Origin of the sequence: Selenomonas sp. GACV-9, assembly GCA_900116485.1 — a bacterium.
Lineage (GTDB): Bacteria > Bacillota > Negativicutes > Selenomonadales > Selenomonadaceae > Selenomonas_A > Selenomonas_A ruminantium_G.
Map to the genome: position 1 here is coordinate 16,848 of FPAX01000005.1, position 21,896 is coordinate 38,743.

Consider the following 21,896-nt stretch of genomic DNA (forward strand, 5'->3'; position numbering starts at 1 on the left):
TCCCTAAAATCCAATTACTTATTTCAGCTGCAAGGTTTTCTCTTTCGCCATTGCCGCCGCTAATATCCGATAATATTTTTCCGGCAGGCGGGTTATGCGTCCAGTCTCCTTGCTGGTAAACACATTCTGTGAATGGCCGGTCACCATGACCTCGCCATCAGCCTTGCGGATAATCCGATAATCAAAGGCCATCTTAGCCTTGGTAAGTGCCGTCGGCGTCGTCTCGATCAGGACGACATCGTCAAACTTTCCCGGAGAGACATATTTCGCTCGTACATCCGTAATCGGAAACACAAAGCCATCATCCATCAGCTCACCCAGTGTGATGCCAATGGAGCGCAGATACTCCACGCGGCCAATCTCAAACCAGCGAATGTAGTTCGAATGATGAACGACCGCCATCGCATCAGTATCGTAGAAATTCACGTGATGCTCCGTAATGACTGGCATATAATCCCTCCTGCGGAATAATTTTCTTTCATTAATAAAATGAAATACACAATGTATAGCCTAGAACAATTGCCGTCTAAAGTCAAGTCAAATCCTATACATCTTGTCAAGGCGCCGCAGATATGCCTGCAGGCGGGCAAGCTCCATGTCATCTCTGACCAGACGGCCTGAATAATAATACTCTACCGTCTGCTCCTGCGTCTCAAGCTGGTTTCGCTCCCGAAGGCGGCGGATCAGCTCACGTACCGTCCCCTCATTGCCATCGACAAAAGCTACATTGTCTGGCAGCAGACGGCGCATCGTATCCTTGAAATAATTGAAATGCGTGCAGCCCAGCACCAATGCCGAGTATTCGCTGAAGTCAAACGGTGCGAATTGACTGGTCAGATAGTCCGTCACGGCCTGCGACTCAAACTCCTGCCGCTCAGCAAACTCGACGAGGCCCGGCAAAGCCAGCCTGTCGACCAGATGGTCCTTATCCACCTTCTCAATGAGCAGTTCCATCTTGCGCCCGCTGACCGTAATCGGCGTCGCCGTCACCAGCACGCGATGCTCACCATCAAGATCCAGCGCCTTCTTGGCCGCAGGCTCCATGCCGATGATGGGAATATCATACCGACGGCGCATCTCGGCCACAGCCACCGACGTTGCCGTATTGCAAGCCGTCACGATTGCCTTGACATCTTTGGTCATCAGGAAGTCAAATGCCTTGGCCACGAAATCACGTACCTGCTGCTTGGACTTCGTGCCATAAGGCACATTGTCTTCATCGGCAAAAAAGACAAACTGCTCATGCGGCAGGACCTTCATGGCATGATGAAGGACAGACAAGCCGCCGACTCCCGAATCAAAGAATGCGATTTTCATGCACTCAGCTCCTAAAACGCATCATTACCTACTAAAAATAATCCAATGGCTATTATAGCAATCTGGCCGATATTTGACAAGGCATGCCTGCACCTGCTATAATATATCTGTTATTTATGGAGAGGTACTCAAGTGGTTGAAGAGTCCGGTCTTGAAAACCGGTAGGCTGTAACAGGTGCGTGGGTTCGAATCCCACCCTCTCCGCCATATAATTACATGGAGTGGTACTCAAGAGGCTGAAGAGGACGGTTTGCTAAATCGTTAGGCTGGGTAACCGGTGCGGAGGTTCGAATCCTCTCCACTCCGCCACTAAAAAATTTAAGCGCTGACTTTCGTCAGCGCTTTTTTGTATGTCTTTATTCTTCTTCGAGAGCCGGAACCATGTCATCCGCCGTCAGCGTGCCAGCTTTTGCCCGTTTGGCAAACTCTGCCGTGGCTGTGAACAGGACGTCACTGGAGCTGTTGAGAGCCGTCTCACAGGAATCCTGCAACACACCGATGATGAAACCAACACCAACGACCTGCATGGCGATGTCGTTGCCGATACCAAAAGACGAGCAGGCTACCGGGATAAGCAGCAGCGAGCCGCCAGCGACACCGGAAGCACCGCAGGCACCAACCGTTGCGATAATGCAGAGCAGCAATGCCGTCGGCATATCGATATCAATGCCCAGCGTATGGGCTGCAGCCAGCGACAGGACAGCAATCGTAATCGCCGCACCACTCATGTTGATCGTCGCACCGAGGGGAATCGAAATCGAATAGGTATCTTCATCGAGACGCAGGCGTTTGCAGAGGGACAGGTTAACCGGGATATTAGCCGCCGAGCTGCGGGTAAAGAACGCATAGATACCGCTTTCACGCAGTGTCGTCCAAACCAGCGGGAACGGGTTGCGGTGGATATGAGCATAGACGATAAGCGGATTCATGATGAGAGCTACTGAGAAGAAGGCTCCGAGCAGGACACAGAGCAGCTGGACATAGCCCAAAAGTGCGCCAAGGCCGCTTTCGCCAATGGCATTGGCAACGAGGCCCATGATACCGAACGGAGCAAAGCGGATAACCCACTGGACGATTTTCGTCACCGTTTTCGCCAAATCATTGATCATGACTTTCGTGGTATCCGAGGCACTGTGCAAAGCAAGACCGCAGAGAACACCCCAAGCCAGGATACCGATGTAGTTAGCCGACGCGATTGCATGGATCGGATTGTCTACCACACTGAGGATCAGGTTGTGCAGGACTTCCAGGATACCACTCGGCGGAGCGAGCTTGGCATCAGCCATCTGCAGCTGCAGGCTGGTCGGGAAGGCAAAGGAAAAGCCAACTGCTACCAGCGATGCCAGGAACGTAGCAATCACATAGAGTTTGACAATCGGGCGCATCGAGGCGCTGGCATCAGCATTCTTCTGAGCCATCGCATTCATGACCAGCACGAACACGAGGATTGGTGCCACGCCCTTCAAAGCACGCACAAACAAATCACCAAAGATAGCGATGACCGGCACCGTCTGCGGTGCAGCCACGGCCAGGATAATGCCGATAACCAGGCCAACGGCAATCAGCTTGATAAGCGCCGTTTCCTGATACTTGCGGCCAATTTTCTTCAACTGGTTGGACATCAGAAACATCTCCCTTAAAACTTTTATTACGTAAAATCAGTCCGTCTTTGCTAGAAATACATATGTTAGTATACATCAAACTTTACACTCTTGCAAGATATTTTAGTAAAAATGTTTTTCACGAGTGAACTATCCGTCCAGTGTACTAAAATACGCACATATCTTTTAGATATGTGCGTATTTCGTGGACATATTAAATATTCAATCTGCTTTTGTGTTAAGTTCCAGCAGATAACGTTTCACGGCATCCTGCCAGGATGGCAACCGCCGGAACCCAGCATCTTCGAGACACTGCTTGCTAAGCCGCGAATTCTTTGGCCGCACAGCCTTAGTCGGATAAGCCGACGACGGCACCGGCGTAACCGTTACGTTCCGTCCAGCCTGCCGGAACGTCTCAGCTGCCAGCTCCGCCCAAGAGCAGATGCCCTCATTTGTCGCATGATAGACACCATACTTATCACTTTGCGCCATATCGGCTAACAGCACAGCCAGATCATGGGTATAGGTCGGCGAACCAATCTGGTCATCGACCACATTCAGCGCATCATGCTTCTCGCTGAGTTTCAGCATCGTCCGGATGAAGTTCTTGCCATTGATGCCAAACACCCACGAAATGCGCACGATGAAATACTTGTCCAAAAGCTCCTGCACAGCCTCTTCGCCATGGAGTTTAGAAAGCCCATAAACATTCTGCGGAGCTTTAGCAGCCGACGGTTCATAGGATGACTCTCCATCCCCCGGAAACACATAATCGGTACTGATGTAAATCATCTTAGCATCGATGTCCCGCGCAATCATAGCCAGATTGCGCGTGCCCCCCGCATTGACTGCCTCACAGAGTTCCGGCTCATCCTCTGCCTTGTCCACCGCCGTATAAGCAGCACAGTGCATGATGACATCGGGACGATACGCCTCGATATACGCCTTGGCCGCTGCATAGTCCGTCAATGAAAAATCCCGGCTGGCGACGCCTCTGGCCTCTATACCGCGGCGTTCAAGTTCCTTCACGCAGTCGTGCCCGAGCTGCCCCGTCACGCCGGTAACCAATACCTTCATATTCCCTATCCTTTCTCTCTACACCAAAAGATTCTCTTCTGCCAATGGAATCTTCAAGATCATCTTCGTACCTTCGCCCAGTGCGCTCTCCATCGAGATTTCAATGCCATGCTGCTCACAGATCCAGCTCGCAATCGAAAGACCCAGCCCCGTACCGCTGACCCCACCTTCAGCCTTCGTACGGGAAGCATCGACGCGGTAAAAGCGCTCAAATACCTTCTGCTGGTCTTCCTTGGCTATACCGATGCCGTCATCGGCAAGTTCCAGCTGGATATGCTGTCCATCGGGCAGCCGGCAGGATCTAGCTGTGATATGGCCTCCCTGCGGCGTATACTTGACGCTGTTCTCCAAAAAGATGCGCATCATCTGCCGCATCGTGACCTGATCAGCATAGATGACTCCTTCATCATTCTGCAGGAGATCCACCGAATGGGTCTTGGTCACGAGTTTCATCTTGCGCATGACATCTTCGACAAGCTCCGAGAGCTCGATGCGTTCCTTATGGAGCACCTGTCTTTTCTGGTCTGCACGTGCCAAGAACAGCAGCTTCTCGATCAGCTGCTGCATATCCTCGGCCTCCGAGCGGATAGAGGAGATACCTTCGTCAAGGACCTCCTTATCCGACCGTCCCCAGCGTGACAACAGATCAGAATAGCCCAGGATGACCGTGACCGGTGTCCTAAGCTCATGAGAGGCATCTGATACGAACCGCTGCTGCTGCTTGAAGCCTGCCTCGAGACGCTCAAGCATATGGTTGAACGTATCCGCAAGCTCCGCGAGCTCATCACGGGCCGGCGGCACCGTGATGCGGCGATCCATCTTCTCCACCTCGATCTTGCGGGCTGTCGCCGTCATCTCGCGGATAGGCAGCAGGATGCGCTTGCTGACAAAATACCCTGCCAGCAGCGCCAGCACAAAGCCCAGTATGGTCATCAGGAACAATATCTTCTGCAGCGTCTCCAGGAAATGCTTCTCCGCTGTTATGGTCTTGAAAAAATGCAGCTGATAGATCTGTCCCTGATACTCAACATCCATCTTGGCATGATAGATGGTCATATTGCGCACTTCAGCAACCTGCATGTTCTTGTTGGCCCAGAATGGCGGATTCTTGACCGAGCTGCTCTCGATGCGCTTCAGCGACGGATAGCGGGCATCATTCTCGTAGACGACCTGCCCCGTGATATCCGTGATGCGCAGCACCACGCCCGGCATGACCGGATCATCCTTCCAGAAACTGTCGCCCATCGGCCGTCCTTGACGCATGCGCTCCAGCACATGATTCATGCTGATCTCGATCTCCACTTCAGCTTGATGGTAGAACGAAAAATAAACGCCGAGTCCTGTCAGCACACTGGTAAGTATCAGTACGAGCAACAGGACCGACGCATAAAAACAAGTGATTTTCGTCGAAATCCGCGCATAACGCAACCGGTTGAACATCATCTCAGGGTGACGCAGCCAGGCTTTAATCCTTGATCGCATATCCTACGCCTCGGACAGTGAAGATATATTTCTCATCGAAATGATCGTCAATCTTAGCCCGCAGGTAACGGATATAGACATCGACAACGTTCGTGTCGCCCGTGTAATCATAGCCCCAGACCTCCTGCAGGATCTGATCGCGCGTGAGGACATTACGCTTGTTGCGCAGCAGATACTCCAACAGCGAGTATTCCTTCTTCGTCAGCTGTACTTCCTCGCCCTTGACGCGCACTTCATAGCGGCTCGGATACATGATCAGATCGCGAACCTGCAGCTTCTCACCTTCAAGGCTCACCTCACGGCCATCAGCACGCGGCTTGCGCAGCGCGTTGCGGACGCGGGCCAAAAGTTCCTGGATGGCAAACGGCTTCGTCATGTAGTCATCGGCACCGATATCGAGACCATTGACTTTGTCTTCGACATCGTCACGCGCCGTCAGCATGATGATAGGGATATCGGAAATCTCACGGACCTTGCGGCAGATCGTCATGCCATCCATATCAGGCAGCATGATGTCGAGCAGCACGAGGTCATAATCCTCCTGGGCAATGCGCTCAAAGGCCCGCAGGCCGTTTTCCTCGGTTTCAGTCTCATAACCTTCATGCTCAAGCTCAATCTGCAGAAAACGCGCGATCCTTCGTTCATCCTCAACAATAAAAATACGTGTATTCGCCATTCTAAAAAACCTCCGAAATATACGTGATCACAGCTATCACATAATGTTTCTATTTATAGTCCATTACTATGATATAACGAAAGACAGGGAAATTAAACCCCTGCCTTTCATTTCTAATTCAAATATAACCCCCGCGGAACCTTCAGGCTTTCGCTGCGGCCTTGGCCACAAACTTGTCCTTCTGCACGGCAAAGCGTTCGTGAGTACCGAAGCCGATCTCTTCACGGTCATCAAAGGCACGGACAGCAAATGCAACCTTGCGCCCATCAACAGCGGTAACCTCAGCCTCAGCCCGCACTGTAAGGCCGACAGGTGTCGGTGCCTTGTGCTGGACAGACAGTGAGATGCCTACACTGGTCCAGCCTTCCGGCAAAAGCCCCTCAATAGCCTCCGTTGCCGCCTTTTCCATCAGGCAGGTCATCGCCGGTGTCGCATAGACCGGCAAACTGCCACTGCCTAGAGCTGCCGCCGTATTCTGCTCAGTAACCATTTCCGTAACGGTATTTGCGACGCCAACCTTGATTTCCGTCAATTCCATTTACCATTCGCCTCCATTACCGGCCTCACAGCCTTCGCTTAGATACATTTCCCGGAATAAATTGATAAGATGGGCACTCGATGAAGAGAGCGTGCGATTCTTGAGCCATGCAACCACCGTATGCGTGCTCATCTCCGGCTCCACCAGCTTCTTATAGATCAGATTGCCATCGGTCAGCAGGTTCTTCGACGAGATTGGCACCAGCGCATAGCCCATGTCCATCTTCGCCAGCAGCAGGTCCTGCACGATGCTGTCACTGACACAGACCACATTGGGCTCGAAACCGAGCTTGCGGCAATTCGAGACAAAAATCGACTGCCAACGCAGTGGAATGATGATTGGTGCATCCTTGAGCTCTTCCATGCGGACGCAGTCACCGGCCTCACCAATCTCATCGTTCTTGTTCATGATGACCACGAAGGGCTCATTGGGAAGAACAATCGACTCATAGACCTTCGAGTCCACCTGGGTGCGCGTCACACCAATCTCGATGACGCGGTTGTCCAGCAGCTCGAGGATGCGGGACCCTTCAGCCTCCCAAATCTGATACGTGACATTCGGGTACCGCGCATGGAACTCTGTGATGAGCTCCGGCAGCAGCATCGCCCCCGATGAGGTAATCGTACCGATGCGGATCGAGCCCGCAACCCCCGAGCCGATTTCCGTGATTTCCCGCACGGTTCCGTCAACCATGCCGAGAATATGCTCCACGCGCGAATACATGACACGGCCGGCATCAGTCAAGCGGATGCGGCGGCTGCCACGCTCAAAGAGCTGTACCCCCAGTGCCGTCTCAAGACGTTTCATCTGCCGCGACAACGCAGGCTGCGCAATATCGAGCCGCTGCGCCGCATGACTGATATTTCCCTCCTCGACGATGGCATAGAACGCCCTCATATCCTTGATTTCCATAACGCTCCTCTTTCTTACTCTCCCTATTGATATACTATATTCTTATAGTAGGTATACTCTTATTAATTCTATTATACTTTTCTTGCCAGAAATAGGCAAACTTTTTTGGCGAAATTTCATAGTACGGACAAAGTTTACAATCAAACCAAGTGTAAAGATGTAACTCTTATCCCATATTTCTGTCAATTCACACTTGTGCTTTAGCTATCCCATGTTATAATATTATGAGGAAATTTATCAATCACGCTCTATTGTTCTCCACACAATAGATACATAGTACTTAAATGAATGTTTTTGCGATAAAGGAGTTTTCGAATGACCAGAATCAAAGATGCATTGGATGCCGTTGCAGCTGCTATCATAGCTCAGAAGGATTACCTTACCAGCCTTGATGCTAAGATTGGCGATGGCGATCATGGCCTCAACATGGCCCGCGGTTTCCGCGCCGCCCAGGAAGCCGTCGACGAAATGGACGATACGTCAAAACCTGGTCCAGTCCTCAAAGCCATCGGCAAGGCACTGATCCAGAACGTCGGTGGTGCAGCTGGCCCGCTCTACGGCACGGGCTTCGTCAAAGCCGGTGAGGCCTGCGACACTGACACACATATGAACGTCGTCAGCATGGAAAAGCTCCTGCGCGCCGCCATCGAGGGCATCCAGAAGCGTGGCCATGCTGAGCGCGGCGACAAAACCATGCTCGACACGCTGATTCCGGTCTACGAATGCTTCCTGCCCGAAAATGCTCAGGGCAAGACGCTGTTCGAGGTCCTGCAGGAAGCCTCCAGGGCCGCTGGCGAAGGGGTCAACTACACCAAGACCATCGCTGCCCGCAAAGGCCGTGCCAGCCTCGTCGGCGAGCGCAGCATCGGCTTTGAAGACCCCGGTGCCGTAAGCTCCATGATCATGTACCGGGCCCTGTACCAATTCTTGAAAAACTAAGCGACCGAGCCTTCTCCGCCATCCGGGCACAGGAGAAGGCTTTTATGTTTGCCCCTATTCCGGGTTTGTAGTATACTCATAGAAGAAATTTCGACGCAATACAGGATTGTATAAATTAGGAGGAAATAACATTGACTGAACAGAGAGTCCGCACCCGTTTTGCTCCGAGCCCGACGGGTTATATGCACATCGGCAACCTGCGCACCGCGCTTTATGGCTACCTTTACGCCAAGGCACAGAAAGGTGACTTCATCCTGCGCATCGAGGATACCGACCGCACGCGCTATGTCGCCGATGCCGTCGACTTCATCAACCGCACCCTCGAACTCGCCAAGATTGTCCCGGACGAAGGCCCGGATATCGGCGGCAACTGCGGCCCATACATCCAGAGCGAGCGCATGGACATCTACAAGAAGTACGCCGAAGAGCTCGTCAAGAGCGGCCATGCTTACTACTGTTTCTGCGATCCCAATGAAGATCACTCCGTCGGCCAGTTCGGCGGCTATGACCGCACCTGCCGCGATTTGCCGCAGGATGTCATCGACAAGCATCTAGCGAATGGCGATCCCTATGTCATCCGCCAGAAGATGCCGCTTTCGGGCGAGACGACCTTCTTCGATGTGCTGCACGGCAACATCACGATCCCGAACGAAGAGCTCGAGGATCAGGTCCTGCTCAAACGCGACGGCATGCCGACCTATAACTTCGCCAATGTCATCGACGACCATCTGATGGGCATCACGCATATCATGCGCGGCGCCGAATTCATCACATCCACGCCGAAGTACAACCTGCTTTATCAGGCTTATGGCTGGGAGGTTCCGACCTTCATCCACCTGGCACCGGTCATGGGCAAGAACGAAGACGGCTCCGTCTCCAAACTCTCCAAGCGTCATGGTGCCACGTCCTTCGACGACCTCGTCAACATGGGCTACCTGCCGGAGGCCATCGTCAACTACGTTGCCCTGCTCGGCTGGAACCCGAAGACTACCAACCAGGAAATCTTCTCGATGGACGAGCTCATCGCCCACTTCAGCCTCGACGGTCTCTCCAAATCACCAGCAGTCTTCGACTACGACAAGCTCGGCTGGATCAATGGCGAATACTTCAAGGCCATGGACGATAAGACCTTTGCAGAGATGGCCCGCAAATTCGCTGGAGATCTGCCGGAAAACCTTGCTGCCAACTGGGAAAGCCTTGCTGCCTTGCTCAAGACCCGCCTGACGCGCTTTGGCGAGATTGCTGGCGAGATCAGTTTCCTCATCAATATGCCAGCTTTTGACGCTGAGCTCTACGTCAACAAGCGCAACAAGGTCACGGTCGAGAAAGCCGTCGAACTGCTGCCGACGCTCATCGAGCTCATCGAGAACGTCGACGAAGCAGACTGGAACAACGACAACCTCTACGCAAAGCTCGAGGCCTTCATCGAAGAAAAAGAACTCAAGAAAGGCCTTGTCATGTGGGTACTGCGCATCGCTGTCGCAGGCCAGAAAGTAACGCCAGGTGGCGCTACGGAACTGCTTTCTTTGCTGGGCAAGAAAATTTCTTTGGAAAGATTGAAAAAAAGCCTTGCAAATTTGCAAAACATGTAATATAATAAATCAAGTCAGTTACGTGGCACCTTCGTCAAGTGGTTAAGACACCGGCCTCTCACGCCGGGTTCATGGGTTCGAATCCCATAGGTGTCACCAAATATCGGCGCCTTCGTCAAGTGGTTAAGACACCGGCCTCTCACGCCGGGTTCATGGGTTCGAATCCCATAGGCGTCACCAAATCGGCACCTTCGTCAAGTGGTTAAGACACCGGCCTCTCACGCCGGGTTCATGGGTTCGAATCCCATAGGTGTCACCAAGAAATTTCAGCCAGGATGTTTATCCTGGCTTTTTTGTTGTGCGCAGCACTTTCCCAACGATTTGACATTTCCTCATGAGCTCTTATAATGAAATGTAACACTTACCCCTACAGAAAGGCTGTGACTCTCTCCATGTTGTTCTTCTCCATGCTGCTGCTCGGCGCTGTCATCGGTTTTGTCGGCGCTGGCGGTGCCGGCGTCACCATCACCTTGCTGACTGTCGGCTTTCATATCCCAATCCATACAGCTCTCGCCGTCGCTTTAGCCTCGATGGTCTTCACGATGCTCTCAGGTACCATCAGCCATTTCCGCCAGAAGGAAGTCATCGTCAAGACCGGTGCCATCATCGGTTTTGGTGGCATCAGTGGCGCCTTCCTCGGTGCCAACGTCTCCAATCTGATGCCTGCTGATTTCCTGAGCTCCATCACAGGTATCATGCTGTTCTCCAGCGCCATCATCCTCTATGTCAAGCTCTATCATGACAAATGGCTCGCCGCCCACACACCGATGCGCAGTGAGCTCCTGACCGGCCGCAAGCTCTGGATCTACGGCCTTGCCACCGGTATCATCACCGGCTTTCTCTCTGGCGCCTTCGGCATCGGTGCAGCTGCCTATATCCAGCTGGCCCTGATGGTCATCTTCGGCGTGCCATTGCTGCAGACCATCGGCACCTGCATGATGATCATCCTGCCGATATCGGCCGCCGGCGGCCTCGGCTACCTGTTCAACGACCGCCTAGACTTCATGATTTTCATCCAGACACTGGCAGGCCTCATGTTTGGTGCCTGGTTCGGTGCCAAAGGCACGCACCTGGCACCTTTGCCCCTGCTCAAGGCCGCCATCGTTGCCCTGCCAGCCATCGGCGGCATCACCATGATCCTCTTCCATTGACATATGGACAACAAAAACGGATAGCCATGCACGGCTATCCGCTTTAATATTCTCGCTTCGTTATTGCATTTTATATCAGCGCAGGAAAACGACATTCGTCGCATCAAGGAAATGGGTTGCCCCATTCTCGATCAGCACGCGATTGGCATCTGCCGTCGCAAGGATCGGGTTGCCGTTATGGTTGTCAAGGGCAATAGCCCTTACCACCAGCGGATTGCTGCCAGCGCGGCCTGCACGGTTGATATCACGCGTATAGCCTACCATACCGTTGGAGACCACCTTGTCGTAATCAAGGTTCTTGTAGCCATAGATTGGCTGACCGCTCTCATTCTTGATGACCGGGCTCATGACCGGCTTGAGGTCAAGGCCACGGCAGTCAACGATAAGGCCCGTGTAGCCGCCAATGGCGCGACCAGATGGTGCTGATGCTGCTGAGGAACCCTTGGACGATGCCGCCGAGCCAGTCGTCCCCGTATCCACGCTAGGCGTCGTCGTGCCCGTTCCTACATTGATATCGATATGGACCGACGATGGTGCTGCCGGCTCTACCGACGGTACCGGCTCCGGGAATGCCTCGACAGTTGCCGGACGTTCCATGACCGCACTGGCCACCGACGCAGAAACGCCAAACAGTGGCACCTCCATCGTCACCTCGTAGCCGCCATCACTAGTCACACCCTCTTTGATGATCCTGGCACCACGAATCGTCGCATTGACCCGCGTGCGGATGACATCGCTCGTGACCTCGGCCATATTGACGGTCGTCTCACCGTCAATGTTCACACCGCCAACATACTCAGCCAGCTGGCGATAAGCATCGACGATAGCTGCCCGACGAGCCATCATGCGGGCCTGCGCCTGCGTACGCGCCCGCGACGGTGCCACCCCACCGCCTGTAGCGCGGATTACGCTGTTATCCCAGTCCACATTGTCATTGGCTGCTGCAAAGACCGTCGCCATGGAAAAAACCATGATAGCTGTCATGGCAACCAGCGTTGCCAGCAGTCTGGATACTCTCATCATCTTTCTTCCCCCTCATTCTTTCAAAAGCTCTAACTATCAGTTATCCACCTAAGAGTATATTAAACAAATTCTCTTAAAATCCTCTTGAATCGGGGTTTAAATTTCATTAAATAGTTGCTCTAGTCAATAAAGAGTACAGCGCACCAGTCATCCCGGCGTCATTGCCCAGCTGAGCAAACTCCAGCCGCGTCGCATCGCGCATAGCCGGAACCACCAACGCCTCCAAACGCTGCTCGATGCGCGGCCGCAGATAGTCCTGCTGCGCCATGATACCACCGCCCAGCACAAAAACTTCAGGATTCAGCAGGCAATAGATGTTGGCAATTCCCTCAGCAAGATTATCAACCATATGCTCGATTGCAATCACTGCATCCACATCACCTGCTAATGCCCAGGCAAAGACCTGCTCTCCTGTGAGTTCTGCTGGCGACACATTATGCGATGCCGCAGCCTCCACGATCATCGCCCGCGTCGAGGCTGCCTCCTCGAAAATCTGCGGCTGACCATGCAGGCGCATGAAACCAGCCTCACCAGCACTGAACCCCGCACCATGCCAGGCCTTGCCATCGAGGATAAAGCAGCCGCCAATCCCTGTGCCGACCGTCATCATGAAGGCCGAGCCAGCACCTTTCGCCGCTCCCTGCCAATACTCGCCCAAAGCCGCCGCATTGACGTCATTCTCGACTGCACAGGGAACCGCACAAGCCTCCTGCACCAGCGTGCCAAGCCGCACGCCGCTGTACCCCGGAAAGCTCTGCTCACCGGCAAAGACAATATCCCCTGTCACAGGATTCACTATGCCCGCCGTATCGATTGCAACGCCTGCCACCGGCTCTTCAGCCTGGTACTGCCGGACAATCTCTATTACCTTGCGGACAATCCCCTCGCCGCCTTCTTCGCGGGCCAGCGTCGGCCTGTTCTTCTTGACGGCAAATTTTCCCTGCGCATCAGCCAGGCCGTATTTGATGGCTGTGCCGCCTATGTCTATTGCTACATATCTTTTCATGCTATACGCCACACTTTATTTGCGTTTTTTCTTGTTTTTCGTATCCTTGGAAGCATCCTTGCCATCCTGCGGTGCCCCCAGCCCCTTCTCGAGCTGTTTCTGGGCCTCTTTCGTTATCTTGGTGCCCTTCTCTTTTTCCGTACGTGCAGCAATCTCCTTGGCATGTACCTCTGCATACTTGATGATGGCATGATAGAACTTGGCATCAACGTCTTTTTCTGACAGCTCTGCCAGCTTTACCGTACGTTTCACGGTCGACGTCCCCAGCGTTCCCCAATCGCTGTCAAGGTCTTCATGTTTCATGATATCTACGGTCTGGTCTTTGATGTTTAACTGCAGATATTCTGCACAGCCTGCCAAATCACCATAGCCAGCCGTCGACTGTCCTTTCCAGCGGCGTTTGGATACCACATCCTGTATCTGAATGGAATCATATGTCTTCAAGGCAGGCACGGTGATGATATTGAGATTGATATTTTCCTTTTCATCCTTGCCAAAATAGATATGCTGTTTGTTGAAGTAATAATTCTGACGGGCAGTCGATTGCACCCACTGATAGATGTCCTCCGAAATCTTTTCCTCTGCACCTGCCTGCGGCATCGCCACAAACAACATCGCAGCTGCCAACAGACCCGCTCCCCATCGCATTTTCATGTAATCTTCCCCTTTAGTAATGGATTCATTCAAATGTTGTCAGTATATCATCAGCAACTGAAAACACACTGAACTCAATCGTCCACCTCTTTATAGAGCTCATCGAGTTCATACGGCGTCTCCTGATAGACATAATAATTGAGCCAGTTGGCAAACAGCAGGTGTGCCACACTGCGCCAGCGCACGATTGGCGGTTTTGACGGGTCATCATCGGGATAGTAGTTCTGCGGAATCTTCGGGTTCATGCCTGCCTTGAGATCGCGGTCATATTCCTGCTTGAGCGTCGTCGGGTCATACTCGGCATGCCCCGTGATGAAAAACTGCCGCTTGGCCAGATTTGCAATGATGTAGGGCCCCGCCTCCTCATCCGACTCCGCCAGGATTGTGAGCTCCGGCACCTTCAGGATATCTTCCTTGTGTTCTTCCGTATGGCGCGAATGCGGCACATAGAACTCATCGTCAAAGCCACGCAGCAGCCGCTCATACTTGACACAGGTATGATGCTTGAAAACACCGAATATCTTCTCAGGCACCGAGTATTTCGGTATACCGTAATGGTAGTAAAGGCCTGCCTGTGCCCCCCAGCAGATATGGAAAGTCGAGTAAACATGGGTCTTGCTCCACTCCATGATCTCGCTGACCTCATCCCAGTAGGCCACCTCCTCGAACTCCATATTCTCGACCGGAGCGCCCGTGATGATCATGCCATCGTATTTCTTATGACGCACCTCATCGAAGGTACCGTAGAACTGCGCCAGATAGTCACTTGGCGTATGGCTCGGTACATAGGTCTCCGTATAGATGAAATCAACCTCGACCTGCAGCGGCGAGTTGCCTAGCAGGCGCAGCAGCTGCGTCTCGGTGATGTATTTTATCGGCATCAGATTCAAGATCAATATCTTCAGCGGACGGATATCCTGGCTATAGGCACGGTCCGCATCCATGACGAACAGATTCTCACTCTCGAGAATATGCGCTGCTGGCAGCGCATTTGGTATCTTGATTGGCATTCAACCACTTCCTTCGTTTCTCATTCCCACACAATCTTTACATTTGTGCACATACTTTTTCCATTATACCATAAATATGGCCATTCATTTACACCATTACAGCAAAATAGCCGGTTCTTTTCCAAGAACCGGCCAGGATATTTTCTTCAATTCTTCGGTGCATACAGACGTTTATAGCGGTTGACCCACGCGTCATGGCTCTTGGCATAGTCGCGCAGGGCTGTGACCATCTGGTACTCCTCTGACGTCGACGGAATCATGCGGTAATGCCCATCAAGCTCATTCTCAAGGGACTGCCAGCCTGTCTGTGGAGCCCAATGGGTCCCATTGATGACGAGCAGCGTTGCCTCCGGCAGGTTCATCGCCATCTTGAGGAACTTGACATCGACCACCTTGCCATCGGCATCCTTGGTCTCCTGCCAGCTCCAGAAGATCAGATTATTCTTCTCCATGCGCATCGTCGTCGTATCAGCAGCAATCGAATAGCGGATACCATCCGGAGTCTGTTTCGTAAAGATATCATACCAGCGGTCTTTAGCCTCAGCCCGGGCTGTCTCGCCAGCACCACGGAAAGCCCGGTCGAGCGCCGCCTGATAGAACGAGGCATCAAAGGCCTGCGAATTGATTTCCTTGCCCTTGGCATCATTGTTGCGATAAGCCACATCATGGGCATTAGACCAGATCACCTTACCCGATGCCTCATGGAAATGCTCCTCCATATACCACACCTGACGCGTCTGCGGATTCATCGACAGCAAGGCCGTGCTATAGGACAGCTTGCTCGGATCACCGATCTTTTCAAGCAGGCCATATGCCGCCAGGGTCTCCTTGGCGCCCTCATAGCTGTACTCCGTCTTGGTCCAGGCCTGGACATCGGTCTCATAGGCATTGCCTGCTGAACTGCGTCGCGGCATCGCTACCACCGACTGCAAGTCGATGAACTTGCTGTACTTGTCATCCGAGCTGAGCCAGAACCAGCCTGCCGGCACTTCTGGCTTGTCAGCTGGCTTTGCCGTTTCCTTTGCTGCGGTATTCGTCGAGGCCAGACGAATCACTGCCGTCTCAGGATTGGTATTGACCACCGTTTGGGCAAACGCCGGCGCAACCATGAAAAGCCACAACGAGCAAGTGCCCAAGCCAAGCATGTATCGTATGTTCTTTCGCATTACTGTCCTCCTCTTTGTCATCAATATCTCTATCGGAATATGTATCATTGTACCGTATTTGCGTTTGCCAGGCAAATCCTTCCCTGTCAATTCCTGCGGCCTGGCATTTCTACATCATCCAGGATTCCCAGCAAGGCCGCAATCGCAATGCCATAATTCGACATCGGCACGCCCTGCCCGCGGCACTCGGCCACACGGCTCAGCACGTATTTGCGATTGAACATGCAGGCGCCGCAATGGATGACAAAATCGATTCCCGCCTGTCGCAGATCCTGCGGGAAATCACGCCCTGCCGTCATCGTAATCGTTATTTTCTCTCCCAGACGCTTGCGCAATAGCCGCGGCAATTTCACACGGCCAATGTCTTCCGTCAACGGCCGATGCGTGCACGCCTCAGCAATCAGGATATGCGCCTCAGCAGGGAGCTCCAGCAGCTTGCGTGCCGATGAGGTAAAGTAAGCGATATCCCCCTTATAACCTGCAAACAACACCGAAAAGGAGGTCAAGCGGCTCGCTGCCGGTTTCTGGGCATGGACGCTGCGGAATGCCTGCGAATCCGTGATGATGAGCTGCGGCGGCGCCTTGAGCAATGCCAATGTCGCCGTCAGCTCATCCGTCGTGCAGCAAAGCACATGGCAATGCCTATCCAAAAGCTCGCGCAAGGTCTGTACCTGCGGCAGGATCAGCCGCCCCTTCGGGGCCTGTATATCCTGCGGCATGACCAGCAGTACCGTATCGCCCGGCTCACAAAGTCCTGCCGTGATACTCTCAGCCTCATAATCCTCCGGCAGCTGGCGAATGATTTCAGCCCGCAGCGCATCCAGTCCGCTTTTCTCAACAGCGCTGACGACAATCGGTGTAAAACCTGCCTGCTCCTCTATCTTCTGAACCAAGTCCTGACCGCCATCGGCCAGCACATCCGCCCGGCTTACCACGGCTACCACTGGCGTCTTTGCTCCCTGCAGGCGTTTGATCCACGCACACTCCCCAGCCATATCCTCATCGCTGAAAAGTACCAGGGCGATATCTGTTTCCTTAGCTGCCTGCTCAGTCCGACCGACGCGCAACGCCCCGAGCTCTCCTTCATCGTCGAATCCAGCCGTATCGATAAATACCACCGGCCCGATACCATGAAGTTCCATGGCCTTGTAGACAGGATCTGTCGTCGTTCCTGGTACGGCAGATACAGTCGCTACCTGCTGTCCCGTCAATGCATTGACCAGACTCGATTTGCCGCTGTTGCGCTTGCCAAACAGGCCAATATGCAGCCGATTGGCCCTTGGTGTATCATTAAGGCTCATTTCTCCTCACTCCTTGCGTCATTCCTCTTATTCAGTATAGCACAGCCCCACAGAAATATGATACACTGTATTGGTACATAACAGAAACAAAGGAGTTTTCATCCATGAGTGACTATACGAATTTCCAGGTGGGCGAGCACTTCCCGCTGCCCATCAAGAATCAGCTGGACGGCGGCATGTTCCAGATTGACGCCAATGGCAGCATGTTCATCCTGCAGCTCTCACACACCGATATCATTGCCGTCGAGGCCTTCCGCACAGGCAAGATGGAGCTTGCCCTCTACGAACAGGACGGGCTGCTGTTCTTCCTCTACCAGATTGACGGTATCTTCAAAGAAGGCTGGGGCGACGCACCGTTCTCACTGACCAGCATCAAGCCCGAGCTTCTCCCAACGGAAAAAAGCCTGCGCGATTCCGTGATCCATCTCTATCTCGTCGACACCTCCCTACAGATCCTGCTCGCACAGCGTGAGGTACAGGTCAACGAAAAATTCATGAGCATCCTGCGCAAGCACGTCAAGAATCAGCTGCAAAAGCCATTCTCTGACGAAGGCTACCGCAAGAAAGTCCAGCAGGTGTGGGCTCAGAAAACCTCCGTGCAGATGCGCAAGCATGCCAGCGCTGTCCAGGAAGTAAAGCTCGACATCACGCTGCCGAAACCACCACAGGAACTGCACTGATTGCCCCAAAATGCACAATAAAAGGCGCCGCCTGCACGATAAATCAGGGGCGCCATTCTTACATATTTTGTTACGCGACACCTTCAGCCACGTTGTTATCATTCTCACGGCTATCGAGCCATTCAGCTACTGCCTGATACTCTGCAGACTTGCAATCTGCTAAAGTCCGGCCGACCACGTCATGATCCTCAGCATAAGCTTTGAAATCGGTATGACCCATCAGTTTAGCTGCTTTCGTGAACTGTTTTACGCGGACGGGAATAAATACATCTTCCATCCACTGAGAATAAATCTGTACTTTCATGATAATCTCTCCTTGTAACAAAAATCCTGATTGCAATTGATCGAATTGATGAAATAACCCTCCACATTATCTCGATCAATTTCCAATCATGCAAGTACAATCCTCTGTCATTGCTGCTCTGTTACAAGTTATATCGTCGATTATCATCAAAAACTTTAGCTCACGTAACAAAAATATGTAAAATTCTTAATCCACTTAATATTTACTTTGTACCTATATTTTACTCCCAGTAAGTACCCTTGTCAATAGATTTGTTAGAATATTTTTTATAGTGAATAAACTGTCTTTATCGTATCAATCTAGATCGATAATCTTGCGTTGACGACCTGCCAACTGCAGCGTTTTCGTATAGCCAAACTGCTTCGCATAATCAACAGCCTCCTGATTGTACGCGCCGCAATCCTCCGGTTTATGCGCATCCGAAGTCGTGATGATCGGCAAATCATACTTCGCCGCCAGGCGCATGAAATCCGGATACGGCGAAATCTCAGCAATCGGGTAGCGGTAGAGCGTCCCCGTATTGACATCTACGATCATATTGGCTTTTTTGAGCGCCTTGACGGCCCGCTCCAGATACGGTGTCACATCAAAGTCCGGCAGGAACTTGAACAGGCGGATATTGAAAGGATGGCCGAGCACATCATAAAGCCCTGCCGCAGCGAGTTTCTCGATTTCCTCCGTATACCATTCATAGATATCTTCAAGCGAGTGCCGTTTCCACTCCGCCTTGATTTCCGCCGAATCATAGGCCCAACCCCGCAGGAAATGCACCGAGCCGATCACATAATCGAAGTCATAGTCCTTCAGGATATCACGGACCTTGCCCTGATCCTGGAAATTGCAGACCTCGATGCCCGTGCGCACCGTATGTGTCTTGCGCAGCTCCGCCATAAAAGCAAAATATTCGTCCAGCGTATACTTGAACTTGTTGGATTTCAGCCACTGCTGCTGGAATTTGCCGATAAACGAATCATCAAGGACAAGATCCTCATAGTAGAGTTCTTTGAACTCAGGAAATGTATGCGAGTGCTCGGAAATGCCGATTTCCGCCAGGCCACGCGCCTTAGCTGCCGTAAAGAAACCTTCAACCCAATCCTTATCGTATGAACCCTTCTCAAAATGCATATGGTAATCAATCTTCATCGTATCAACCTCCCCATAAAGACCTGTGCCCCCATTGTAGCATATCCTTCGCAAAAGTTACAGGTTTACACACCATCCAATAGAAAAGACCTCCCCTTACGGGAAGGTCTCAGATCATTTATTCGCCACGACGGCCATGATACAGGCACCACGGCTCCTCGGACATATAGTCGCCATCATGATAGTAGGCAGCGCGGGCGCGGCAGCCGCCGCAAGCGCCTTTATAATTGCAAGTGCCACAGCCACCGCTATAATCAAGCGTGCGGAGCTTTTTCAGCACTTCGCTGTTTTCCCAGATCTCATCAAAAGGCGTTTCGTGAACGTCACCGAGTTCCATATTGAGGTACGCGCAGGGCTGCACTTTGCCGCGCGGGCTGATGATGCAGTAGGAAAGTCCTGCCAGACAGCCGCGATGGAAACGGCTCTTGTAGCCTAGCTGGTCAGCGATACGCAGGAACTGCGGCGCACAGGTCGGCTTGAGCTCGATATCGACCTCCTGCTGTTTTTTCATGATGCGCGTAAGTACGTTTTCGTACTGCTCAGCGCGCAGGGATTCTTCTTCGATAGTCTTGGCTCTCCCCGTCGGCACGAGGAAGAAGAAATGCACAGCCTTGGCCCCAAGTTCCACGGCAAAATCCACCATAGCTTCTACTTCTGCCTGATTCCAGTCCATGATGGTCATATGGATCTGGAACGGGATGCCAGCCTCGCGGCAGTTCTTCATGCCGGCCACAGCACCATCCCAGCCACCAGGGAAATTGCGGAATTTATCATGTTTCGCCTTATCGAGGGAATCGAGGGAAATCCCCATCCCCTTGGCTCCAGCCTCTTTGAGTTTCCCGGCCACTTCCGGCGTGATCAATGTGCCGTTCGTGCCAAACACCGGAATCAGATGCAGGTCAGAGGCATACTTTACGAGCTCAAAGATATCCGGACGCGTCAGCGGCTCGCCGCCCGAGAAGATCATGATCTTGAACCCTGCCTTAGCAATCTCACGCAGGAGTTTCTTGGCCTCCTCGGTGTTCAGTTCCTCCTCAGCCTTGCAGCCAGCATCACGGTAGCAATGGGCACAGTACATATTGCAAGCATTCGTCGTATTCCACGAAATGATCTTCATCTTATCTGCCCTCCGTCAAACCGATTTCTTCATCCGTAAGGTAGCAGGAGGGATCCGACTCCCAGAAATCGCCCGTGACCGCCTCGGCCCGCGTGCGGAAATTGCCGTTGCAGTTGTCGAGCCATTTGCACTTGGCACAACGGCCTTTGAGCAGCGGCTTGCGGTCCTTGAGGCCTGCCATGATCGGATTCGAGACATCCGACCAGATATCACCGAACTTGCGCTCACGCACATTGCCAAAGGTATGGTGCTGCGTGAACTGATCCGGATGCACATACCCCAGCGGATCGACCTCGCCGAAGGCGATGCCTGAGCGGTTGCCGCCATTCATCGCAATGTACTTCTTGATCTGGGCAGCTACCTCATCCTCACCAGCAGCCAGTGCCTTGAGATACATGTAGACGCCATCGCAGTGATTGTCGACGGTCAGGATTTCCTTCTCCAGGCCGCGCTCCTCGAAGTCCTTGGTGCGACGGATAATCGTATCCATTGCCCGGCGCGACTCATCTGCCGTGACGTCCTGATCCACCATATGCTCACCACGGCCCGAGTAGACCAGATGATAGAAGCAGACACGATTGATATTCTCGCGCTCAATGAAATCGAAGATATTATCGAGCTCCTTGATGTTGTGATGATTGATTGTAAAGCGAAGGCCGACGCGCTGACCGACAGCTACACAGTTCTTGATGCCCTGCATGGCCTTTTCGAAGGCACCATCGACACCACGGAACTTATCGTTGACATCCTTGAGTCCGTCCAGCGAGATGCCGACATAGCCCACGCCGATATCCTTGATGCGCTGCGCGACCTCCCGCGTAATCAGCGTGCCATTCGTCGACAGGGTCGGACGCACGCCTTTCTGCTGCGCATACTCAGCCAGCTCAAAGAAATCTGGACGGATCAGCGGCTCACCGCCCGAGAACAGCAGCACCGGCACATGGAACTCTGCCAAATCATCGATGAACTTCTTGGCCTCAGCCGTCGTCAGTTCATCCTTGTACTTCTGCGCATCCGAGCCCATATAGCAATGCATGCATTTGAGATTGCAGGTCTTCGTGGAATTCCAGACAACGACCGGCCCCATCCCTTCCGCTGCTCCATTGCGCATCGTATGGGCATTCTTCGTATACCGCAGGCCATCGCCAAAATAATCGCGGGCAAATAAAAGCTTCGTTACACTGATCATTACTTCGTACACTCCTAA

At 52.7% G+C, this 21,896-nt stretch carries 22 protein-coding genes and 5 tRNA genes; 9 read left to right on the forward strand and 18 right to left on the reverse strand.

Features of this window, described 5'->3' with window-relative positions; all coding sequences use genetic code 11:
* Nucleotides 1-18: 18 nt before the first annotated feature.
* Together BM322_RS06135 and murI are read right to left on the reverse strand one after the other, a co-directional pair.
* Entirely contained in the window at nt 19-450 is a 432-nt protein-coding gene (locus BM322_RS06135) for a thioesterase family protein (RefSeq protein ID WP_075429033.1), read from the reverse strand.
* A gap of 87 nt (nt 451-537) precedes the next feature.
* Nucleotides 538-1,317, reverse strand: a complete 780-nt coding sequence (gene murI / locus BM322_RS06140; RefSeq protein WP_075429034.1) for a glutamate racemase — start codon at nt 1,315-1,317, stop codon at nt 538-540.
* Between the two features lie 118 nt (nt 1,318-1,435).
* Between murI and BM322_RS06145 the strand changes: the two genes are divergently transcribed.
* Nucleotides 1,436-1,524: transfer RNA gene (locus BM322_RS06145), tRNA-Ser, on the forward strand.
* An 11-nt stretch (nt 1,525-1,535) separates the two neighbouring features.
* Nucleotides 1,536-1,626: transfer RNA gene (locus BM322_RS06150), tRNA-Ser, on the forward strand.
* A 47-nt stretch (nt 1,627-1,673) separates the two neighbouring features.
* Here the strand turns inward: BM322_RS06150 and sstT are convergent.
* From sstT to BM322_RS06180, 6 genes are all read right to left on the reverse strand, one after another.
* Complete coding sequence (sstT, locus tag BM322_RS06155; protein ID WP_075429035.1) at nt 1,674-2,939, reverse strand: serine/threonine transporter SstT; 1,266 nt, start codon at nt 2,937-2,939, stop codon at nt 1,674-1,676.
* Between the two features lie 201 nt (nt 2,940-3,140).
* Nucleotides 3,141-3,995, reverse strand: a complete 855-nt coding sequence (gene rfbD / locus BM322_RS06160; RefSeq protein WP_075429036.1) for a dTDP-4-dehydrorhamnose reductase — start codon at nt 3,993-3,995, stop codon at nt 3,141-3,143.
* A gap of 18 nt (nt 3,996-4,013) precedes the next feature.
* On the reverse strand, nt 4,014-5,435 hold the full coding sequence (locus BM322_RS06165) for an ATP-binding protein (protein WP_143102201.1): 1,422 nt from the start codon (nt 5,433-5,435) through the stop codon (nt 4,014-4,016).
* A gap of 25 nt (nt 5,436-5,460) precedes the next feature.
* Nucleotides 5,461-6,153 (reverse strand): response regulator transcription factor, encoded by a 693-nt coding sequence (locus BM322_RS06170; protein WP_075429038.1) that lies wholly within the window; start codon nt 6,151-6,153, stop codon nt 5,461-5,463.
* A 142-nt stretch (nt 6,154-6,295) separates the two neighbouring features.
* Nucleotides 6,296-6,691, reverse strand: coding sequence for a thioesterase family protein (locus tag BM322_RS06175; protein WP_075429039.1), 396 nt, complete (start codon nt 6,689-6,691; stop codon nt 6,296-6,298).
* Nucleotides 6,692-7,603 (reverse strand): LysR family transcriptional regulator, encoded by a 912-nt coding sequence (locus BM322_RS06180; RefSeq protein ID WP_075429040.1) that lies wholly within the window; start codon nt 7,601-7,603, stop codon nt 6,692-6,694. It abuts the gene before it with no gap.
* Nucleotides 7,604-7,918: 315 nt separating this feature from the next.
* Between BM322_RS06180 and dhaL the strand changes: the two genes are divergently transcribed.
* The 6 genes from dhaL (at nt 7,919) to BM322_RS06210 (ending at nt 11,285) form a co-directional block, all read left to right on the forward strand.
* Nucleotides 7,919-8,542, forward strand: coding sequence for a dihydroxyacetone kinase subunit DhaL (gene dhaL / locus BM322_RS06185; RefSeq protein ID WP_075429041.1), 624 nt, complete (start codon nt 7,919-7,921; stop codon nt 8,540-8,542).
* A gap of 131 nt (nt 8,543-8,673) precedes the next feature.
* Complete coding sequence (gltX, locus tag BM322_RS06190) at nt 8,674-10,134, forward strand: glutamate--tRNA ligase (protein ID WP_075429042.1); 1,461 nt, start codon at nt 8,674-8,676, stop codon at nt 10,132-10,134.
* Between the two features lie 24 nt (nt 10,135-10,158).
* Nucleotides 10,159-10,233, forward strand: a tRNA-Glu gene (locus BM322_RS06195).
* 6 nt (nt 10,234-10,239) lie between these two features.
* Nucleotides 10,240-10,314 (forward strand) — tRNA-Glu (locus tag BM322_RS06200).
* Nucleotides 10,315-10,318: 4 nt separating this feature from the next.
* Nucleotides 10,319-10,393 (forward strand) — tRNA-Glu (locus tag BM322_RS06205).
* Between the two features lie 133 nt (nt 10,394-10,526).
* Nucleotides 10,527-11,285 carry a sulfite exporter TauE/SafE family protein gene (locus BM322_RS06210; protein WP_075429043.1) on the forward strand — a complete coding sequence of 253 codons (759 nt, stop codon included), beginning with the start codon at nt 10,527-10,529 and terminating at the stop codon, nt 11,283-11,285.
* Between the two features lie 75 nt (nt 11,286-11,360).
* Here the strand turns inward: BM322_RS06210 and BM322_RS06215 are convergent, their stop codons facing one another.
* From BM322_RS06215 to hydF, 6 genes are all read right to left on the reverse strand, one after another.
* Nucleotides 11,361-12,308, reverse strand: coding sequence for an LPP20 family lipoprotein (locus BM322_RS06215; protein WP_075429044.1), 948 nt, complete (start codon nt 12,306-12,308; stop codon nt 11,361-11,363).
* 106 nt (nt 12,309-12,414) lie between these two features.
* A complete protein-coding gene (locus BM322_RS06220) occupies nt 12,415-13,314 on the reverse strand; it encodes an ROK family protein (RefSeq protein WP_075429045.1) in 900 nt (299 codons plus the stop codon).
* Nucleotides 13,315-13,329: 15 nt separating this feature from the next.
* A complete protein-coding gene (locus BM322_RS06225; protein ID WP_075429046.1) occupies nt 13,330-13,968 on the reverse strand; it encodes a hypothetical protein in 639 nt (212 codons plus the stop codon).
* Between the two features lie 74 nt (nt 13,969-14,042).
* A complete protein-coding gene (gene metA / locus BM322_RS06230; protein WP_075429047.1) occupies nt 14,043-14,978 on the reverse strand; it encodes a homoserine O-succinyltransferase in 936 nt (311 codons plus the stop codon).
* A gap of 146 nt (nt 14,979-15,124) precedes the next feature.
* Complete coding sequence (locus BM322_RS06235; RefSeq protein WP_143102197.1) at nt 15,125-16,144, reverse strand: hypothetical protein; 1,020 nt, start codon at nt 16,142-16,144, stop codon at nt 15,125-15,127.
* Between the two features lie 86 nt (nt 16,145-16,230).
* Complete coding sequence (gene hydF / locus BM322_RS06240; RefSeq protein ID WP_075429048.1) at nt 16,231-17,445, reverse strand: [FeFe] hydrogenase H-cluster maturation GTPase HydF; 1,215 nt, start codon at nt 17,443-17,445, stop codon at nt 16,231-16,233.
* Between the two features lie 104 nt (nt 17,446-17,549).
* Between hydF and BM322_RS06245 the strand changes: the two genes are divergently transcribed.
* Entirely contained in the window at nt 17,550-18,125 is a 576-nt protein-coding gene (locus tag BM322_RS06245; protein WP_075429049.1) for a hypothetical protein, read from the forward strand.
* A gap of 70 nt (nt 18,126-18,195) precedes the next feature.
* Here the strand turns inward: BM322_RS06245 and BM322_RS06250 are convergent, their stop codons facing one another.
* The 4 genes from BM322_RS06250 to nirJ1 form a co-directional block, all read right to left on the reverse strand.
* Nucleotides 18,196-18,429 carry a hypothetical protein gene (locus BM322_RS06250; RefSeq protein ID WP_075429050.1) on the reverse strand — a complete coding sequence of 78 codons (234 nt, stop codon included), beginning with the start codon at nt 18,427-18,429 and terminating at the stop codon, nt 18,196-18,198.
* A 294-nt stretch (nt 18,430-18,723) separates the two neighbouring features.
* Nucleotides 18,724-19,572 (reverse strand): histidinol-phosphatase, encoded by an 849-nt coding sequence (locus tag BM322_RS06255; RefSeq protein ID WP_075429051.1) that lies wholly within the window; start codon nt 19,570-19,572, stop codon nt 18,724-18,726.
* A 118-nt stretch (nt 19,573-19,690) separates the two neighbouring features.
* Entirely contained in the window at nt 19,691-20,689 is a 999-nt protein-coding gene (gene nirJ2 / locus BM322_RS06260) for a putative heme d1 biosynthesis radical SAM protein NirJ2 (protein WP_075429052.1), read from the reverse strand.
* A gap of 1 nt (nt 20,690) precedes the next feature.
* The gene (gene nirJ1 / locus BM322_RS06265; RefSeq protein ID WP_075429053.1) at nt 20,691-21,878 is read right to left on the reverse strand and encodes a putative heme d1 biosynthesis radical SAM protein NirJ1; all 1,188 of its coding nucleotides are present in this window, start codon (nt 21,876-21,878) and stop codon (nt 20,691-20,693) included.
* Nucleotides 21,879-21,896 lie beyond the last annotated feature (18 nt).

Bases quoted from the DNA above. Each gene is read 5' to 3' on its own strand.
- BM322_RS06245 (WP_075429049.1), top strand. From the start codon at position 17,550: ATGAGTGACTATACGAATTTCCAGGTGGGCGAGCACTTCCCGCTGCCC.
- BM322_RS06135 (WP_075429033.1), bottom strand. From the start codon at position 450: ATGCCAGTCATTACGGAGCATCACGTGAATTTCTACGATACTGATGCG.
- BM322_RS06215 (WP_075429044.1), bottom strand. From the start codon at position 12,308: ATGATGAGAGTATCCAGACTGCTGGCAACGCTGGTTGCCATGACAGCT.
- nirJ1 (WP_075429053.1), bottom strand. From the start codon at position 21,878: ATGATCAGTGTAACGAAGCTTTTATTTGCCCGCGATTATTTTGGCGAT.
- BM322_RS06165 (WP_143102201.1), bottom strand. From the start codon at position 5,435: ATGTTCAACCGGTTGCGTTATGCGCGGATTTCGACGAAAATCACTTGT.
- BM322_RS06250 (WP_075429050.1), bottom strand. From the start codon at position 18,429: ATGAAAGTACAGATTTATTCTCAGTGGATGGAAGATGTATTTATTCCC.
- dhaL (WP_075429041.1), top strand. From the start codon at position 7,919: ATGACCAGAATCAAAGATGCATTGGATGCCGTTGCAGCTGCTATCATA.
- BM322_RS06175 (WP_075429039.1), bottom strand. From the start codon at position 6,691: ATGGAATTGACGGAAATCAAGGTTGGCGTCGCAAATACCGTTACGGAA.
- BM322_RS06170 (WP_075429038.1), bottom strand. From the start codon at position 6,153: ATGGCGAATACACGTATTTTTATTGTTGAGGATGAACGAAGGATCGCG.
- hydF (WP_075429048.1), bottom strand. From the start codon at position 17,445: ATGAGCCTTAATGATACACCAAGGGCCAATCGGCTGCATATTGGCCTG.
- murI (WP_075429034.1), bottom strand. From the start codon at position 1,317: ATGAAAATCGCATTCTTTGATTCGGGAGTCGGCGGCTTGTCTGTCCTT.
- BM322_RS06220 (WP_075429045.1), bottom strand. From the start codon at position 13,314: ATGAAAAGATATGTAGCAATAGACATAGGCGGCACAGCCATCAAATAC.
- BM322_RS06225 (WP_075429046.1), bottom strand. From the start codon at position 13,968: ATGAAAATGCGATGGGGAGCGGGTCTGTTGGCAGCTGCGATGTTGTTT.
- nirJ2 (WP_075429052.1), bottom strand. From the start codon at position 20,689: ATGAAGATCATTTCGTGGAATACGACGAATGCTTGCAATATGTACTGT.
- metA (WP_075429047.1), bottom strand. From the start codon at position 14,978: ATGCCAATCAAGATACCAAATGCGCTGCCAGCAGCGCATATTCTCGAG.
- BM322_RS06210 (WP_075429043.1), top strand. From the start codon at position 10,527: ATGTTGTTCTTCTCCATGCTGCTGCTCGGCGCTGTCATCGGTTTTGTC.
- rfbD (WP_075429036.1), bottom strand. From the start codon at position 3,995: ATGAAGGTATTGGTTACCGGCGTGACGGGGCAGCTCGGGCACGACTGC.
- BM322_RS06235 (WP_143102197.1), bottom strand. From the start codon at position 16,144: ATGCGAAAGAACATACGATACATGCTTGGCTTGGGCACTTGCTCGTTG.
- BM322_RS06180 (WP_075429040.1), bottom strand. From the start codon at position 7,603: ATGGAAATCAAGGATATGAGGGCGTTCTATGCCATCGTCGAGGAGGGA.
- BM322_RS06255 (WP_075429051.1), bottom strand. From the start codon at position 19,572: ATGAAGATTGATTACCATATGCATTTTGAGAAGGGTTCATACGATAAG.
- sstT (WP_075429035.1), bottom strand. From the start codon at position 2,939: ATGTCCAACCAGTTGAAGAAAATTGGCCGCAAGTATCAGGAAACGGCG.